The organism is Sphingomonas cannabina, assembly GCF_021391395.1.
Classification (GTDB): Bacteria; Pseudomonadota; Alphaproteobacteria; order Sphingomonadales; family Sphingomonadaceae; genus Sphingomonas; species Sphingomonas cannabina.
Genome location: NZ_CP090059.1, coordinates 257,634 through 274,884, shown reverse-complemented (window position 1 = coordinate 274,884; position 17,251 = coordinate 257,634). Strand labels below are relative to the sequence as shown.

At 68.4% G+C, this 17,251-nt stretch carries 13 protein-coding genes; 3 read left to right on the top strand and 10 right to left on the bottom strand.

Going from position 1 to position 17,251, the window contains the following annotated elements:
• Nucleotide 1 precedes the first annotated feature (1 nt).
• Nucleotides 2–1,591, top strand: coding sequence for a lysine--tRNA ligase (locus tag LZK98_RS01375; protein ID WP_233784563.1), 1,590 nt, complete (start codon nt 2–4; stop codon nt 1,589–1,591).
• On the opposite strand, the gene LZK98_RS01370 is transcribed toward LZK98_RS01375, so the two are convergent.
• Nucleotides 1,566–3,056 carry a DUF389 domain-containing protein gene (locus LZK98_RS01370; RefSeq protein WP_233784562.1) on the bottom strand — a complete coding sequence of 497 codons (1,491 nt, stop codon included), beginning with the start codon at nt 3,054–3,056 and terminating at the stop codon, nt 1,566–1,568. The two genes, LZK98_RS01375 and LZK98_RS01370, sit on opposite strands and share 26 nt — an antisense overlap.
• An 81-nt stretch (nt 3,057–3,137) precedes the next feature.
• Between LZK98_RS01370 and nhaA the strand changes: the two genes are divergently transcribed.
• Nucleotides 3,138–4,367 carry a Na+/H+ antiporter NhaA gene (nhaA, locus tag LZK98_RS01365; RefSeq protein ID WP_233784561.1) on the top strand — a complete coding sequence of 410 codons (1,230 nt, stop codon included), beginning with the start codon at nt 3,138–3,140 and terminating at the stop codon, nt 4,365–4,367.
• Between the two features lie 6 nt (nt 4,368–4,373).
• Here nhaA and LZK98_RS01360 read toward each other — a convergent pair whose 3' ends face one another.
• The 6 genes from LZK98_RS01360 to LZK98_RS01335 all read right to left on the bottom strand — a co-directional run bounded on the left by LZK98_RS01360 (nt 4,374) and on the right by LZK98_RS01335 (nt 13,693).
• Nucleotides 4,374–5,162 carry a DUF2189 domain-containing protein gene (locus tag LZK98_RS01360; protein ID WP_233784560.1) on the bottom strand — a complete coding sequence of 263 codons (789 nt, stop codon included), beginning with the start codon at nt 5,160–5,162 and terminating at the stop codon, nt 4,374–4,376.
• Between the two features lie 75 nt (nt 5,163–5,237).
• Nucleotides 5,238–6,635, bottom strand: a complete 1,398-nt coding sequence (locus tag LZK98_RS01355) for a glycoside hydrolase family 28 protein (RefSeq protein WP_233784559.1) — start codon at nt 6,633–6,635, stop codon at nt 5,238–5,240.
• Nucleotides 6,636–6,669: 34 nt separating this feature from the next.
• Nucleotides 6,670–7,818: a glycosyltransferase gene (locus LZK98_RS01350; protein ID WP_233784558.1), complete on the bottom strand. Its 1,149-nt coding sequence runs from the start codon at nt 7,816–7,818 to the stop codon at nt 6,670–6,672.
• 121 nt (nt 7,819–7,939) lie between these two features.
• Entirely contained in the window at nt 7,940–11,239 is a 3,300-nt protein-coding gene (locus tag LZK98_RS01345) for an error-prone DNA polymerase (RefSeq protein WP_233784557.1), read from the bottom strand.
• Nucleotides 11,236–12,633, bottom strand: a complete 1,398-nt coding sequence (locus tag LZK98_RS01340; protein WP_406693674.1) for a DUF6504 family protein — start codon at nt 12,631–12,633, stop codon at nt 11,236–11,238. Before LZK98_RS01340 ends, LZK98_RS01345 begins: the two co-directional genes overlap by 4 nt.
• Nucleotides 12,634–12,937: 304 nt before the next feature.
• Nucleotides 12,938–13,693: an ImuA family protein gene (locus LZK98_RS01335; RefSeq protein ID WP_454877248.1), complete on the bottom strand. Its 756-nt coding sequence runs from the start codon at nt 13,691–13,693 to the stop codon at nt 12,938–12,940.
• Between the two features lie 151 nt (nt 13,694–13,844).
• Here LZK98_RS01335 and LZK98_RS01330 point away from each other — a divergent pair, with 151 nt between their 5' ends.
• Nucleotides 13,845–15,980, top strand: coding sequence for a M3 family metallopeptidase (locus LZK98_RS01330; RefSeq protein WP_233784556.1), 2,136 nt, complete (start codon nt 13,845–13,847; stop codon nt 15,978–15,980).
• A 5-nt stretch (nt 15,981–15,985) separates the two neighbouring features.
• Here the strand turns inward: LZK98_RS01330 and LZK98_RS01325 are convergent, their stop codons facing one another.
• The 3 genes from LZK98_RS01325 to LZK98_RS01315 are packed head-to-tail and all read right to left on the bottom strand — an operon-like array spanning nt 15,986 to nt 17,249.
• Nucleotides 15,986–16,600: a thymidine kinase gene (locus tag LZK98_RS01325; protein ID WP_233784555.1), complete on the bottom strand. Its 615-nt coding sequence runs from the start codon at nt 16,598–16,600 to the stop codon at nt 15,986–15,988.
• Complete coding sequence (locus tag LZK98_RS01320; protein ID WP_233784554.1) at nt 16,600–17,019, bottom strand: type II toxin-antitoxin system VapC family toxin; 420 nt, start codon at nt 17,017–17,019, stop codon at nt 16,600–16,602. Before LZK98_RS01320 ends, LZK98_RS01325 begins: the two co-directional genes overlap by 1 nt.
• Nucleotides 16,986–17,249: an AbrB/MazE/SpoVT family DNA-binding domain-containing protein gene (locus LZK98_RS01315; RefSeq protein WP_233786667.1), complete on the bottom strand. Its 264-nt coding sequence runs from the start codon at nt 17,247–17,249 to the stop codon at nt 16,986–16,988. Before LZK98_RS01315 ends, LZK98_RS01320 begins: the two co-directional genes overlap by 34 nt.
• Between the last annotated feature and the right edge of the window lie 2 nt (nt 17,250–17,251).

Sequence of the window (17,251 nt, the reverse complement as noted above, 5' to 3'; positions counted from 1 at the left end):
CATGACCGTTTCACCCGAACTCCGAACCGCCGCCCTCGAGTCCAAAGCCTGGCCCTATGAGGAGGCGCGCAAGCTGCTCAAGCGCTGGCCGGAGGGGAAGCCGGGCGGAGAGGCGATCCTGTTCGAGACCGGCTACGGTCCCTCGGGCCTGCCGCACATCGGCACCTTTAACGAGGTGCTGCGTACGACGATGGTGCGCAACGCCTTCCATGCGCTCAGCGACCAGCCGACCCGGCTGATCGCGTTCAGCGACGACATGGACGGCCTCAGGAAGGTGCCCGACAACGTCCCCAACAAGGAGATGCTGGCGGCCAACCTCGGCAAGCCGCTGACGCGCATCCCCGACCCGTTCGGCAAGTACGAGAGCTTCGCGCACCACAACAACGCGATGCTGCGCGAGTTCCTCGACCGCTACGGCTTCGACTATGAGTTCGCGTCGTCCACCGACTATTACGGCTCGGGCCGCTTCGACGAGGCGATCCGCAACGTGCTCAGGAGCTGGCAGGCGATCCTCGACATCATGCTGCCGACGCTGCGCGCCGAGCGCCGTGCCACCTATTCGCCGGTGCTGCCGGTCAGCCCGAAATCGGGCGTGGTGCTGCAGGTACCGGTCGAGGTGGTGGATGCCGATGCCGGCACGATCGCCTTCGAGGACGAGGGCGAGCGCATCGTCCAGTCCGCGCTCGGTGGCCTCTCCAAGCTGCAGTGGAAGGTCGACTGGGCGATGCGCTGGGTCGCGCTCGGCGTCGACTATGAGATGGCGGGCAAGGACCTGATCGATTCGGTGATCCAGTCGGGCAAGATCGCCCGCGCGCTCGGCGGACGACCGCCCGAGGGCTTCAACTACGAGATGTTCCTCGACGAGAAGGGCGAGAAGATCTCCAAGTCCAAGGGCAACGGCCTGTCGATCGAGCAGTGGTTGACTTATGGCCCCGACGAGAGCCTCGCCTTCTACATCTACCGCGAGCCCAAGAAGGCCAAGTCGCTGCACTTCGGCGTGATCCCGCGCGCGGTCGACGATTACTGGCAGTTCCGCGCCAACTATCCCGGCCAGCCGATCAAGGAACGGCTCGGCAATCCCGTCCACCACATCCACGACGGCAAGCTGCCGGAGGGGACGCTGCCGGTCACCTTCGGGCTGCTGCTCAACCTGGTCGGGGTGATGGGCGAGGCGACCAAGGAGCAGGTGTGGGGATACCTCCGCAACTACGTCCCCGACGCCACGCCCGAGAACCAGCCCGAGCTCGACCGGCTGATCGGCTATGCGCTGGCCTATGCGCGCGATTTCGTGGCGCCGACGCTGAAGCGCCGCGCGCCCGAGGGGGTGGAGGTCGCGGCGCTGGAGCGGCTCGATGCCGAGCTCGCCGCGCTGCCCGAGGACGCCAGCGCCGAGGACATCCAGAACATCGTCTACGAGATCGGCAAGGCGCAGTTTGGAGAACTGGGCGGTTTCGCCGAGCTGCGCGACTGGTTCAAGGCGCTCTACGAGACGCTGCTGGGATCGAGCCAGGGGCCGCGGATGGGGAGCTTCATCCGGCTCTACGGCATCGCCAACAGCCGCAGGCTCATCGCGGAGGCGCTGGCTCGCTGACCGGCACCGCCCAGGCGAGCCGCACCGGCGCCTCGCCGCCGGGATCGCGGATCGCCTCGACGCCCGCCTCGGCCAGCGCGCGCGCCACCGTCTCGACCTCTTCGGCGGGGCCGCTGACCCGCATCGCCTCGCCGCGCCGCGCGGCGGCCCAGGCGGCATCGCCGATCGCCGCCCTGCCGATCGCGCTGGGGACGTCGCCGTCGAAGGGCACGATGCCGGGCGTGGCCGGCGGCGGCACGAGATGGACGGACCAGCCGTCGGCTCCCTGTGCGAGCCGCACCTCGAGCGCGTGATAGGCGGCGAGCCCCGCCCCGGGCAGCGGATCGGCGCGGACGAACGCCTGGCGCTTGCCCGAATCGATCAGCACCTGACCGCGGTTCACCCCGGCGGCGAGCGCCAGCCCCTCGGCGAGGCGATTGGCCAGCGGATCGGCGGCCGCAGGGGCGGTCGCGCCGGCCTGCTGGATCGCCGCCGCCTCGGCCTGGCCGACGCCGACGCGATACTGGTCGATGGTCATCGCCGCGGGGCGGCCGACGAGGCGCGCGAACTCAGCGGCGGCGGCGCTTTCGGCGTCGTCGCGATAGCTGGGCGTCAGCACGCTGGCGCGGACCGCGAGCGGCTGCGCGCTGAAGTCGACGTCAACCTGGCTGATCCGCGCTTTGTCGGGGAAGGCGCTGGCGACCGCCGCGCGCGCCTGGCGCCCGGCGAGGCCTTCCCAGGCGATCTGGCGCAGGGTGAGCCCGAGCGGGACCGCCAGCGCGACGAAGGTCGCGACGATGAACGCGCTCTGCCACAGGGTCTGCTCGGGCGTCAGGCGCGGGCCGAAGCCGTAGATCCGTGCCATCACCGCGCCCGACAGCGCGATCGTCACGAAATTGGTGATGAACAGCAGCAGCGCACCGAAGAACACCGTCCCGTTGGCGGTGGCGAGCCCGAAGCCGACGGTGGCGAGCGGCGGCATCAGCGCCGTGGCGATGGCGACGCCGACGATGGTGCCGGCACGGCTGCGGATCGTCGCATAGGCGCCGGCCAGCGCGGAGAACAGCGCGACGAGCAGGTCGAAGAGGTTGGGCCGGGTGCGCGCCGCAATCTCGCTGGTCACGTTCTGGAGCGGCGACAAGAGCACGATCAGCGCGCAGAACAGGACGGCGCACACCGCTCCCGCCGCCAGCGCTCCGGCCGAGCGGCGGATATAATGGAGGTCGAGCGTCGCCAGCGCGAAGCCCAGGCCGATGATCGGCCCCATCAGCGGCGAGATCAGCATCGCCCCGATCACCACCGCCGGCGACGACAGCAGCAGGCCGAGCATGGCGATGCCGGCCGACATCAGGATCATGAAGACGTAGCGGCCGTTCCAGCCGGCATCCTCATGGATGCTCTCCAGCACCTCGCGATGCTCGACCTCGGCGATGACGTTGGCGCGCCACCAGCGCGCGAACACGGCGACGGGGGAAGGGCGATCCATCGCCCGAGCTTATGCGGTTTTGAGCGCGCCCCACAACCGGTTCGGCTTTGCCGCACGGGACCAGTCGGTTAGGACGGCACCATGGATGAGCGCACGACCCCGAAGGCGATCCGGCCTGCCGTTCGCGTGGTTTCGCTGACGCGCGACTTCCTCGCCACCGAAGCGGCGGGCGGCATCCTGCTGATGGGCGCGGCGGCGCTGGCGATGATCGTCGCCAACTCGCCGCTCGCGCACGGCTATTTCGAGGCGCTGCACTTCGAGACCGGGCCGGTGCTGTCGCCCAAGCTCGGGCCGATGAGCGTGCACCTGTGGATCAACGACGCATTGATGGCGGTGTTCTTCCTGCTGGTCGGGCTGGAGATCAAGCGCGAGGTGGTCGACGGCGGCCTGTCCAGCGCCGAGCGACGGCGGCTGCCGCTGATCGCGGCGGCGGCGGGGATGCTGGTGCCGATGGCGGTCTATTTCGCGGTCGCGGGCGGCCATCCCGAGCTGCATCGCGGCTGGGCGATCCCGGCGGCGACCGACATCGCCTTCGCGATCGGCGTGCTGGCGCTGCTCGGCGATCGCGTGCCGGCGTCGCTCAAGCTGCTGCTGACCGCGCTCGCCATCGTCGACGACATGGGCGCGGTGGCGATCATCGCGGTCGGCTATACCGAGGGGTTGAACCTGCCCGCGCTCGCCGCAGCGGCGGGAATAGCGCTGGCGATGTGGGCAATGAACCGGTGCGGCGTGAAGGCGCTGTGGCCCTATTTGATCGGCTTCCTCGCGCTATGGCTGGCGACGCTGATCTCCGGCGTGCATGCGACGATCGCCGGAGTGGTGGCCGCGCTGACCATCCCGATCACCAAGTCGCCCGCCGCGCCCGACGATACGCATTCGCCGCTCCACCGGCTGGAGCATGCGCTGCATCCCTGGGTCGCCTATCTGATCGTGCCGCTGTTCGGCTTCGCCAATGCGGGGGTATCGCTGTCCGGCATGTCTCTCGCCACGCTCGGCGAGCCGCTGGTGCTCGCGATCCTGCTCGGGCTGTTCGTCGGCAAGCAGGCCGGCATCCTCGGCGGCATCGCGCTGGCGGTGAAGCTCAAGATCGCGCCGCGGCCGCGCGGCTGCGGCTGGCGGCACCTCTACGGCATGGCGCTGGTCGCCGGGATCGGCTTCACCATGAGCCTGTTCATCGGCGGTCTCGCTTTCGCGGACCCGCTGCTGCAGGACCAGGTGAAGGTCGGCGTGCTGGTCGGGTCGCTGCTGTCGGCGCTGCTCGGCGTGATCGTGCTGCGGTTGGGGCCTCCGCAGGCAGCCCAGCCCGACTGATCCCGATCAGCGCACGACCAGCTTCGTATAGAGGTGCCAGGTCGCGTAGCCGAGCACCGGCAGGACCACCGCCAGCCCGACGAAGAAAGGAATCGTACCGACGATTAGCAAGGCGGCGACGATCAGGCCCCAGCGGAGCATGACGCCCCGGTTGGCGGAAACGGCGCTGAGCGAAGTGTCGACCGCCGTCCGCGCGTCGACGTCCTTGTCGACCAGCATCGGCATGGACACGACGCTCACTGCCAGCACCGCGGCCGCGAAGGCAGCACCGAGGAGATTGCCTGCTATGATCAGCGCCCAGCCCTCCGGGGTGGTGAACAGGCGGGATACGAACGCGCCCACGCTCTCCGGAGCGGGTCCCATCAGCGCGAAGTAGAGCGTGGCGGCAGCCGTCACCCACGCGCCGAAGATCGCCAGCAGGACACCGGTCACGACGGCGATCGAATCGAAGGCGGGCCGCTTCGTCACGTCGAGGAAGTGCGACCAGTCGGCCGCGAGCCCTTGCTCGCGGCGCCGCGCCAGCTCGTAGAATCCTATGGCGGCGGCGGGCCCCAGCAGGGAGATGCCGGCCGCGAGCGGAAAGAACAGCGGGATCAGCGACCCGCGCAGCGCCACGATCGCCGCAATGAAGCCGACCATCGGATAGATGATACCGACGAAGATCAGATCGCCGCGCCGGTCCATGAAATCACCCCAGCCCTCGCGGAGGGCAGCTCTGAGATCAGACGTGGTGATGGTGCGGACCTCAAGGGCCTGGGCAGGACGATCGATGCCTTCGACCTGAGCGATTGCCATGACGCGCTCCTTCGAGCCCCCGCCCGGCGATCATACGCTTTCGGCGGCGCAGCGGCAATGTTTGCAGAGTAGCGATCAGTTCGGCCGGCCCGAGTCCATGCCCAGCCGATAGGGCGGCTCGGCTGCGAGCACCGGCGCCGGGCGCTCCGGCGGGACCAGCGGCGCAGCGTCGTCGAGGCCGCGGCCGGCGACGTTGGCCGCGGCGAGTTTCGGGCCGGCGAACCCGCTAACCTCGACATGCTCGATCCGCACGCCCCGCATGTTGGCGAGCGCGATGCCTTTGCCGCAGGTGCCGGTGACGTCGCGCAGCGTGAAGCCGTCGAGCGGTTTGTCGGGGTGGATGTTCACCGCCTCGACCAGGACCGGCACGTCCTTCACCCGGATGCGCTCGAAGGTGAAATTGGCGAGCCGCGGCACGCCGTCCATGCCGGGCACGGGGAATTGGTCCTGCTTGCCGCTGTCGAGGAAGTTGAGGCGCAGGAAGCCGTTGCCCGCGCCCGACACCTCGAGGTCGCGCATCGTGATGTCCTCGATGAAGGCACCGCGTCCCGGGCGGCTCTTGAGGTAGATGGCGAAGGTGTAGGCGAGCAGGCATTTGCAGCGCTCGACTAGGACGCGGCGGATGCCGCCCGAAGTCTCGCTGCCAATGCCGATGCAGGCCCAGCGATGGTCGCGGAAGGTGCAGTCGGCGATCGTCACGTCCTCGGTCGGGCGGCCGATCATGCTGCCTTCCATCCCGCGCCCGGACTTGAGCGAGATGCAGTCGTCAACCGTGTCGAAGTCGCAATGCTCGATCGCGACGCGGCGGCAGCTGTCGACGTCGATCCCGTCGGCATTGCCTTTCACCGTCAGGCCGCGGAACAGCACGTCCTCGCAATAGACCGGGTGGATCGACCACATGTCGTTCTGCTGCGTGTCGAGGTCGGTGACGTTGAGCCCCTGCACGCCGACGAACTCGAGCAGCGCGGGGTGGCGGAGACCGGAGGTGGCGACGCGGCCGCGGATCGCCGGCGATCCGACGATGCGGCCCTTGCCGGCCAGCGCGACGTTGCGCGCGTCCTGCGCCCAGACGAGGCCGATATGACCGGGAATCCAGCGGCCCTCCCAGCGGACCTGCGTCACCGGATAGTCGCGGACGTCGGGTGAGCCCTGCAGCGTCGCGCCCTCTTCGATCCTGAGCGTGGTGTCGGATCCGATCCGGATCGCGCCGGTCAGGAAGGTGCCGCCCGCCAGCACCACCTCGCCGCCGCCGAGCACGGCCACGCGGTCGAGCGCCTGCTGGACGGCGGCGGTATCCCTGGCGATGCCATCGCCTCTTGCGCCGAAGTCGCGCGGGTCGAGGCGGACGCCGTTCGCCGCTGGCGTGGTCGGCTTCGGGCGTGCCGGCTCTATTCGCGAGCGGGCCAGCAGCGGTCCGGCGCCGGCAGCGAGCGCGCCCGCAGCGGCAAGGACGGTCCGGCGGTCGGTCGGCATCGGCATCCCCCCTTCGATCGGTCTCCGCCGAAGTCTATCTCGACCGCCAGGTGAAGACCGAGGTCGCGGCATAGTTCCACACCGCGCCGACCAGGATGCCGGCGAGCCCCGCCGCCCACCAGCCATAGTCGTAATCGGCGAACAGATAATTGGCGATGCCGACATTGGCGATCGCGCCGATCGAGCAGGCGGCGACGAAGGTGAGCAGGCCGCGCACGATCTGCCGGGCGCCCTTGAGGCGACGGTCGCGGTAGGTGAGGGTGTTGTTGACGAAGAAGTTGAAGATCATCGCCAGCACCGTCGCGATCGACTGCGCCCACAGGAATGGCGGATAATGTGCCTCCATCATGATCGTGAGCGCGCCCATGTGGACGAACACGCCAAGGCCGCCGATGAACATGAACGACAGGAAGCGCGCGGGAACGACATGGCCGATCAGCTTGTCGACCAGCAGCAGCAGATATTCCCAGGTGATCAGCGCGTCGAGCTTGCTCTCGCCGGCCTCGCGCGGGCGGAAGCAATAGGGGACCTCGACCGTGCGCAGCGGCCGCTCGGCCGAGGCGCAGATGTCGAGCAGGATCTTGTAGCCCTGGCCGGAAAGCTCGCGGACGGCGGAATCGAACGCGGACCGCGTGATCGCGAAGAAGCCGCTCATCGGGTCGGAGATGTCGGCGCCGGTGACTAGCCGCGCGAGGCGCGTCGCCACCGCGCTCACTCGCGCCCGCTGCGCGTCCCAGCCTCCGATGCTCCCTCCGGCGGCGTAGCGCGAGCCGATCGCCACGTCGGCGGCGCCGTTTTGCAGCAGGTCGAGCATCTGAGGCAGGATGCGCTCGTCGTGCTGGAGATCGGCGTCGATCACGGCGATATAGGGGGTGGAGGTGCTCAGCATCCCCTCCGTCACCGCGGTGGCGAGCCCGCGCCGGCCGATGCGGTGGAGCATCCGCACGCGCCCGTCGCGCGCCGCCATCTCCGCGATCGCCTCGCGGGTGCCGTCGGTCGAGTCGTCATCGACGAACACTACCTCGAATGGAATGCCGGCGAGCGCCGCCTGCAGCGCGTCATAGAGCCGGCTGACGTTGTCGCGCTCGTTGAACGTCGGCACAATCACCGAGAGGATCGGTATGGGGGCCGGTGAAAGGTTCGACGCGTCGATCTTCGATTCGGCCATCGGGCTGCTGCTCATCGCGGCGGCCTTTAGACGATATCGGCGGGAAGGCCATATGACCCTGAAAGCATTAAGGTCTTCCTGAGGTGATGCGCCGAATGGCCGGTTCAGCTCGCCTGCCGCTTGTTCGAATCCTCCATCAGTGAAAGTCATGGCTGCGGATCGGAATCGAATCTTCGTCCCGCCGGCTGCGCCAATGATTGCCAGAACGCGGGGGCTGCGGGTGCCGGGGCGGACCATCGCTGGCCGCGCCGTCACCGGGAGCGGCAAGGCGCGGCAGGTCGATCGCGCCGACCTCGCGCAGCATGTCCGAATAGTCGACGATGCGGTCGACGATGATGTGGATCACCTCGCCCTCGCGCTGCACCTCGCCCTGTACGCCGATCATCGTCGCGGTCATGATAGTGCGGCGCTGCGCCTCGAACCGGTCGCGCCACACGATCGCGTTGGCGATGCCGGTCTCGTCCTCCAGCGTGAGAAACAGCACGCCGGTGGCGGTGGCCGGGCGCTGGCGCACCAAGATCACGCCCGCGACCTCCACCTTGCGGCCGGACCGTACCTGCTTGAGCCCCGCGGCAGGCGTCACGCCCAGCAGATCGAGCCGGCCGCGCAGGAAGGACACCGGATGCGCGCGCAGCGAAAGCTGGATGGCGCGATAATCCTCCACCACCTCGCGCCCTGCGGTCAGCGGCGTCAGCGCAACGCTGGGTTCGCGCCGATCGGCGAGCCCTAGCGGCATCGGCTTCTCGCCGAGCGCGCGCACCGCCCAAAGGGCCTGCCGCCGGTCATGTCCGAAGCAGCGGAAGGCATCCGCCCGCGCCAGCCGCTCGAGCACCGCGGGCCTGACCCCGGAGCGTCGCCACACATCCTCGACCGAGGTGAAGGGGCCGGCGGCACGTGCTTTCAGGAGTCTCTCCTCGACATCCTCCTTGCCAACCCCGCTCACGATCCTGAGGCCGAGCCGAAGCGGCGCAAGCGCTTCCCATTCCTCATCGGTGCCGTAGAAGCCCGGATGCCTCTCGCGTTTCTCGGTCCGTTCCCCAGGCGCCAAACACGTATCCCACGCGCTGGCGTTAATGCACGGCGGCAGGAACTCGACCCCATGCTCGCGCGCATCACGGACGATCTGTGCGGGAGCATAGAATCCCATCGGCTGCGCGTTGAGCAGCGCCGCGCAGAACACGTCGGGATGATGCGCCTTCATCCATGACGAGGCATAGGCGATCTTGGCGAAGCTGGCGGCGTGGCTCTCGGGGAAGCCGTAGTTGGCGAACCCCTCGATCTGCTTGACCATCCGCTCCGCGAAATCGAGACTGATGCCGTTCCTCAGCATACCCTCGATCAGCTTGGGCCGGAACTCGCCGACGTTGCCGGTCGCCTTGAACGTTGCCATCGCCTTGCGCAGCTTGTCCGCCTCGCTGCCGGTGAAGTCGGCGCCAACGATGGCAACCCGCATCGCCTGTTCCTGGAACAGCGGCACGCCCTTGGTCTTCTCCAGCACATCGCGCAGCGCCTCGTTGGGATATTCGACCGGTTCCTTGCCCTCGCGCCGTCTGAGATAGGGGTGGACCATATCGCCTTGGATCGGTCCTGGCCGCACGATCGCAACCTGGATCACCAGATCGTAGAATATGCGCGGACGCATCCGCGGCAGCATCGACATCTGCGCGCGGCTCTCGATCTGGAAGACGCCGAGCGTGTCGGCCTTGCAGATCATGTCGAAGGTCGCCTTGTCGTCGTTCTGGAACTCTGGGCTGTCCAGCGTCATCGGATGACCCTTGTGCTCGGCCATCAGTTCGAACGCGCAGCGCATGCAGCCGAGCATGCCGAGCCCCAGCACGTCGACCTTCATGAAGCCCAGCTCTTCGATGTCGAGCTTCTCCCACTCGATCACCCAGCGGTCGGGCATGGCGGCGGGTTCGATCGGGATCAGCGTGTCGAGCCGGTCACGCGTGAGCACGAAGCCGCCCGGATGCTGCGACAAGTGCCGCGGCATGCCGACCAGTTCGTTGGCGAGCTCGATCGCCAGCGCGACCCGCGGATGACCGGTGTCGACGCCGAGCGCCCGGCTGTGCTTCTCCTCGATGCCGTCGCCTGAGACGCCCCAGACCTGCCCCGCCAGCGCGCCGGTCAGGTCCTCCGACAGGCCCAGCGCCTTGCCGACCTCGCGGATCGCGCCGCGCGAGCGGAAACGGCTGACCACCGCGGTCAGCGCGGCATGGTTGTGGCCGTAGGTCTCGTAAATCCATTGGATCACCTCCTCGCGCCGCTCGTGCTCGAAATCGACGTCGATGTCGGGCGGCTCGTGACGCTCCTCGGAGATGAAGCGCTCGAACAGGAGGCCGCGCTCGATCGGGTCGATCGAGGTGATGCCGAGCACGTAGCAGATCATCGAATTGGCGGCCGATCCGCGGCCCTGGCAGAGGATACCCTCGCTCCGCGCGTAGCTGACGATCGAGTTCACCGTCAGGAAATAGGGCGCATAGCCCATCTGCCGGACCAGGGAGAGTTCGCGGTCGAGCAGCGCGCGATAGTCGGGCGGCACCTTGCCGCCGAACGTCCGGTCGAGCGCGTTGTGGGCCAGCCGCTCCAGCGCCTCCTGCGGCGTGCGGCCGGTCATCACGATCTCGTCGGGATACTGATAATCGAGATCGCGGGGATTGAAGGTGCAGCGCTCGACGATCGCCTCGACCGCGTCGAGCGCCTCGGGGAAGCGGGCGAAGCGGCGGGCCATGTCCTCGGGCGTCTTGAGATGGCGGTCGGCGCTGCGCTCGCGGCGGAAGCCGAGCTCGTCGATCGTGCATTTCTCGCGGATCGCGGTGACCACGTCCTGCAGCATCCGCTTGTCGGGCGTGTGGTAGAGCACGTCGCCGGTTGCGAGCGGCGTCAGGCCATGGCGGCGCGCAGCCTCGGCGAGATTGTGGAGACGCAGGGCCTCGCCCGGTCGGCGATGCGGGGTCAGTGCGACATGCCCGCGTGTCCCGAACACGTCCGCCATCCAGCGCAGCGACAGGGGATCGCCCTCGTCCGCCATCCCCGGCACCAGCGCGCCGACCAGCCCTTCGTTCGCCTCGGCGACGTCCTCCCAATGAAGGAAACATTTCCCCTTCTCACCGCGCTTGGGATCGGCGCGCAGCTTGCCCTTGGAGAGGAGCCGGGTCAGCCGCGACCAGGCCGCCCGATCTTCCGGCCACACCAATATCGAGGCGCCGTCGACGAGGTCGAGACGGCAGCCGGCGACCATGCGGATCGGGCAGCCCTGCTTGGTGATCGCCTCCGCCGCGACCAGTCCGCGCACGATCCCGCCCACCGAGTTGCGGTCGCAGATGCCGAGCGCCGGCATCCCCATCAGCGCGGCCGCCGAGAACAGCTCCTCCGCCGACGACACCCCGCGCAGGAACGAGAAATGGGTGGTCACCTGAAGCTCGGAATAGGTCATCCGAACACGCCGTGCAGGAACCATTTGAGGTCGCCGCTCGCGGTGCGCTCGCCGTCGCCGCGCCGATAGAGCCAGAAGCGCGCGCCGGTTTCGTCCTCGACCCGGAAATAGTCGCGCACCGAATGCCGCTCGGACGGGCGGCGCCACCATTCGCCCTGGATGCGCTCGGGGCCGTCGGCGCGGATCACGCGATGGGTGACGCCGCGCCAGGTGAAGCGCCGCGGCGGATGGTCGGGCAGCTCGTACAGGACGTTGTCGACCTCCTCGGGCCGCGCCAGCAGCCGCGCCGGCCGTGGCCACAGCGGCGTCCAGGGATCGAGCGGCCCTAGCCGCTTCAATCGCGCGACGTCGTCGATTGGCGGCTCGGTGCCCGTCCGACCCGGCGGATCGAGCGGTGGGGCGACAGCGACGCTGCGCTCGGGCACGTCGCTCTCGACCGGCACGGTGCGCCAGGTACGGGCGCCGCGTGTCGCCAGCGTGTCGATCAGTGGCGCGAGGTCGGGCGCAGTTTCCTCGTCGAGCCGTTCGGCGAAGGATTGGGGTTCCAGCGGGTCGGCCGCACGGACGACGAGCGTCATCGCGTCGATGCCATAGCCGGGCTCGACGCTCTCGATCCGGCGGACGAGCAGCTTGAGGATGTGTGCGCCATCGCGGCTCGGCCGAGCGAGGCCGATGCGGATGCGTTGCGGCACATGGTCGATCCGCTCGGCGATCAGCTCGATGCGGCGTGCGCCGAGCCCCTCGACGGTGAGCGCCTGGACGAGGCAGGGGACCAGCACACCGAGCCAATGCTCGATCGCCTCGGCTGTGGCGATCGGCTCGGCGAAGCGCTGGACGACGGCGATCGTCTCGCGCGGGACGATGGGATCGACCGGCTCGGCGATACGGCCCAGCGCCTGATCCAGCCGTGCGACCAGCGCGTCCCCTAGCCGCCGGGCGAGCGGCGCGCGCGGCATGGTGACGAGCTGGCCGATTGTGTCGATGCCGAGGGTACGCAGCAGATCGAGCTGAGCTTCGTCGAGCCGCAGCGCGCGCGGCGGCAGCGGCGCCAGCATCGTCGCCTGCTCGCCCGACGGGCATAGACAAATCCGTGGTCCGTAGCGGGCGAGCGCATGTGCCGCGCCCGGCGTGTCGGCGATTGCGATCCGCGCGGTGAAGCTGAAATGCGCGAGCAGCCGGATCAGCCGCCGCGCCATGTTCTGCTCGCCGCCATGAAGGTGCGCGACGCCGGTCATGTCGATCAGCAGCCCGTCGTCGCCGTCGAGCCAAACGGTCGGCGACCAGCGCCGAGCGAGCAGGGTGGCGAGACGGAGCATGTCGGCGCGGTCGCCCTCAGGATCGGCATCGCGCACGACCAGTTCGGGATTGAGCGCTCGCGCGGTGGTGAGCGCCATACCGGGAGCGATGCCTACTGTCCGAGTTTCGGGTGAAGCCGCAGCGATCAGGATGCGGCTGCCGACGCGGTGGGATGTGACCAGAAGCTCCTCCCCGGCACGGGGAGGGGAACCATTCGTCGCAGACGAATGGTGGAGGGGGCCATCCACCTCGGTCACCGCTCGTGGCTGGGCCCCCTCCACCACTCGCTTCGCGAGCGGTCCCCCTCCCCGTGCCGGGGAGGAGCTGTTCTCCAGTGCCCATCTCGCCCCCGGCCGCCAGCTGCCTTCCCGCGAAGGAACCGACGCCGGCGTTCGCCCGCCCTCAGGCGGCGGCGCGGCGGCGTGTGTCGGCGCGACCCGCCGCAGCCGTTCGATCGGCCAGTGCGGTAGGTAGAGCGCAGCGACCCGTTTCATCGCAAGCCTCCACGGTCCAGTTGCCCGGCTCGCCCCCGCGCTGGCGGGCGAGCTCGATCCGCCAGCGTGCCCGTCCCACGCCCTCCACCGGCAGCGGCGCCGACGGCGCACTCGCCACCCGCCAGCGCGTCACCGCCGCCGAAGGAGGTCCGAGCGGATCGGCGCCGGCGCGGCCGTGGCGCTTCAGGAGCAGCGCGATCGTCCGCCCGCCCTCGGCGGCGAGCTGGAGCCGCCGCGTCGCCGCCATCTCGGCGCGCTTGACTTCGCCGATCACCGCGCCGAGCCCGCGGTGCCTCAGGCCCTCCTCCATAATCGCGAGCAGGTCGGCATCGTCCTGGGCCTCGGCGTAGATCAGCCGGTGCGGCGCGAGCCCTACCTGCGCCAGCCCCGGCGCGAACAGATCTCGCCGCCGCACCACCCACAGGACCGACCCCCAGGCACGAGCTGCGATGCCGGCGAGGAACAGGGTCGCCGCGGCATCATCCCCCAGTCCCGGCGATGCGGCGGCGACCTCGTGCAGCGCGTCTAACCTCAGGCCCCCATCGGTCAGCGCCGCATCGACCGGCGCCATCCCGAACGGCAGCGCCGGCCGCCGGCGGAAGCCGCCGCTCTCCAGCCCGCGAAGCTCTTCGCGCAATCGGGCAAGGACCTGGGTTCTGGACAAGCTCACGACTCGGGCAATGACGAATGTTCGTATTTTGTTCCATGCAGCCGGCGAGTCAAGCGACGACGAGATGCCCCGACGAAGTCACGAGCGGCTCTGGACCCTTTGCCATCCTGCGGGCACAGTCGGGCGCATCAGGGGGATTTCCGATATGACCTTTCGCTTGACGCTTGCCTTGCTCGCCACGACCTCGCTCGTCATGTCCGCCACCGCTTCCGCCCAGACGTCCGCCCCTGCTGCCGCGAAGGTGGACGCCTCGCCGCTCACCGCGCCCTGGCCGGGGCCGCACGGCGGCGTGGTGCCGTGGGACCGGATCAAGCCGGCGATGTTCCCGGCTGCGTTCGAGACGGCGATGACCGAGTGCCGGCGCGAGATCCATGCGATCCGCGACAAGCGTTCCGCTCCCACCTTCCAATCGATCATCGAGCCGCTGGAACTCAGCTGCGACACGCTCGACCGGGTGATGGCCGCCTGGGGCGTCTACACCAGCAATCTCGCCACCAAGGAGGTGCAGGACCTCGACCGCGAATGGAGCCCGAAGCTCGCCGCCTTCTATGATGAGATCACGCTCGATCCCTTGCTGTTCCAACGGGTGAAGGCGGTCTACGACACGCGCGCCAGCCGGAAACTCGATCCGCAGCAGCTCCGCCTCGTCGAGCGCACCTATCGCAGTTACGTGCGCTCCGGTGCAGCACTCAGCGAGGCGCAACGCGCCGAGGTGACCCGCATCAATCAGCAACTCGCCGGTGCCTTCGCCGAGTTCAGCCGCAAGCTGCTCGCCGACGAGGAGACCTGGATCGTCCTCGACGACGCGAAGCAGCTCGACGGGTTGCCCGACAGCGTCAAGGCGGCGATGCGCGCCGCCGCCGAGGAGCGCGGGCTTGCCGGCAAATGGGTAGTGGTCAACACCCGCTCCTCGGCCCAGCCCTATCTCATGTACGCGACCGACCGGGCCATGCGCGAGAAGGTGTGGCGTGCGTTCGTGAATCGCGGCGACAACGGCGACGCCAACGATACCAAGTCGACCATCGTCACCATCCTCAAGCTCCGCCAGGAGCGGGCGAAGCTGCTCGGCTTCAAGAACCACGCCTGGTACCGGATGGACGACACCATGGCCGAGACGCCGGCCAATGCGACGGCGCTGATGATGCGCGTCTGGCCAGCGGCGGTCGCTCGGGTGAAGCAGGAAGTCGCCGACATGCAGGCGGTCGCCAATCAGGAAGGCGCCGGCATCACCATCCAGCCCTGGGACTATCGCTACTACGCCGAGAAGGTGCGCAAGGCGAAGTACGACCTCGACGAGGCGGAGATCAAACCCTACCTCGAGCTCGGCAACATCCTCCAGGGCGCCTTCTACGCCGCGGGCCGGCTCTATGACCTCGGCTTCAAGGAGAATACCGGCCAGATCCCGGTATTCGCGCCCGACATGCGCACCTTCGAGGTCACGGACCTCAAGAGCGGTCGTTTCATCGGCTATTTCTACTTCGACGCCTATGCCCGTTCGGGCAAGCGCTCCGGCGCCTGGGCGACGCGCTATCGCGGCCAACAGCACCTCGGCGGCGAGCGTACCGTGCTCGCCTCCAACAACAATAATTTCGTGAAGGCGCCCTCCGGCGAGCGCACGCTGGTCAGCCTCGATGATGCGAACACCACCTTCCACGAGTTCGGCCACGCGATTCATTCGCTGCTGCAGAACGTGACCTATCCCGGCCTGTCCGGCACGCCGCGCGATTTCGTCGAATATCCGAGCCAGGTGAACGAGAATTGGCTGCTCACCCGCGACGTGCTCGACCGCTATGCCAAGAACGCCGCAGGCCAGGCGATGCCGCAGGCGCTGGTCGACAAGATCGAGAAGTCGCAGACCTTCAACCAGGGCTTCGACACGGTCGAGTATCTCGCCTCGGCGATCGTCGACATGAAGCTCCACGACCGCGACACGCCGGTCACCGACGTCGCCGCCTTCGAACGCGACACGCTGGCCGAGATCGGCATGCCGAAGGAGATCGTGATGCGGCACCGCCTGCCGCAGTTCAACCATCTCTTCTCGTCCGACGCCTATTCCGCCGGCTATTATTCCTATCTCTGGTCGGAGACGATGGACGCCGACACCTGGGCTGCGTTCGAGGAGACCGGCAACGTCTGGGACAAGGCGACCGCCGACCGTTTCCGCACCACGCTGCTGTCGACGGGGAACGAGACTGACCGCAAGGAGGCCTACCGGGCCTTCCGCGGCCGCGATCCCGACGTGACCGCCTTGTTCAAGCGGCGTGGGTTTCCGGTGGAGTAAAGACCTTAGCCGATGCCGTCCGAACCGGCACCGAGCGACAACGTACCCGCCAGCGCCTCGGCGAAATGGCGGCGGCATAGCGCGACGTAACGGTCGTTGCCGCCGATCTCGGTCTGCGCGCCGCGAGTGAGGGCGCGGCCATCGGGGCCGACGCGGGCGTTCATCGTCGCCTTGCGTCCGCACAGGCACACCGACTTGATCTCGATGAGCGCGTCGGCGAGCCCCAGCAGGCGCGCCGATCCCTCGAACAGCGCGCCCTGGAAATCGGTCCTGAGACCATAGGCGAGCACCGGGATGCCGAGCTCGTCGGCGACGGTCGCGAGCTGATCGACTTGCGCGACGGTAAGGAACTGTGCCTCGTCCACCAGCACACAGTGGAGCGGTGTGCGGTCATGCTCCTCTTCGACGCAGCGGCGGAGATCGGTTGCGCTGTCGAAGGCAGTGGCCGGCATCGACAGACCGATCCGCGAGGCGATCGTGCCGGCAGCGAAGCGGTCGTCGATCGCGGCAGTGAACAACATCGTCCGCATCCCGCGCTCGCGATAGTTGAAGTCGGCCTGCAGCAGCGTGGTCGACTTTCCGGCGTTCATGCTGGCGTAGTAGAAATAGAGCTTGGCCATCAGCCGAGTGTCTCGACGGGAATCGGCGACTCGCTGCCCGCAAGGTGGACCATGTCGCGTTCGAAGGTGACGAAGCTGTCCGCGCCGTCCGAAGCGACGATATGCATCATATCCGCAAAATCGGCGCCGGCAGCGAACCGTTCGATCGCCCAGCCGATTCGATCGGGATCGCTCACGGTCACGGCCGGCAGCTGCAGGAGATCGGCGAGGGTTGCCGCGAGCACTGCCCGCGTCAATCGGTAGCGCGATGACAGGAGCCACGCCGTTTCGAGAAACACGGTGTCCGAGATGAAACAGGGCTCCGACAGCGTTGCGTCGGCGACACGCGCCTGCGCTTCATCGTCGCGCATGACGTAGCGCGCGAGGACGTTGGTATCGACCGACCTCACCGATCCCAGCGCGGCCCGCCGCTCGCCCACATGTCGGCAATCGCCTTGCTCATCTCCTCGATCGGAACGGACGGTCCCCGATAGTCGATGCGGGCGCGGATGCGGGCAGTGATGTCCTCGAACGTCTCTCCCGACTTTATCCGAGCCTTGCGCAACAGCACCCCGTCCGGCCGCTCGACGACATCGAGGCGGTCACCCGGCATTAGCCGCAGCCGGTCGCGGACATCCTTTGGGATGACGACCTGACCCTTTTCCGACATCC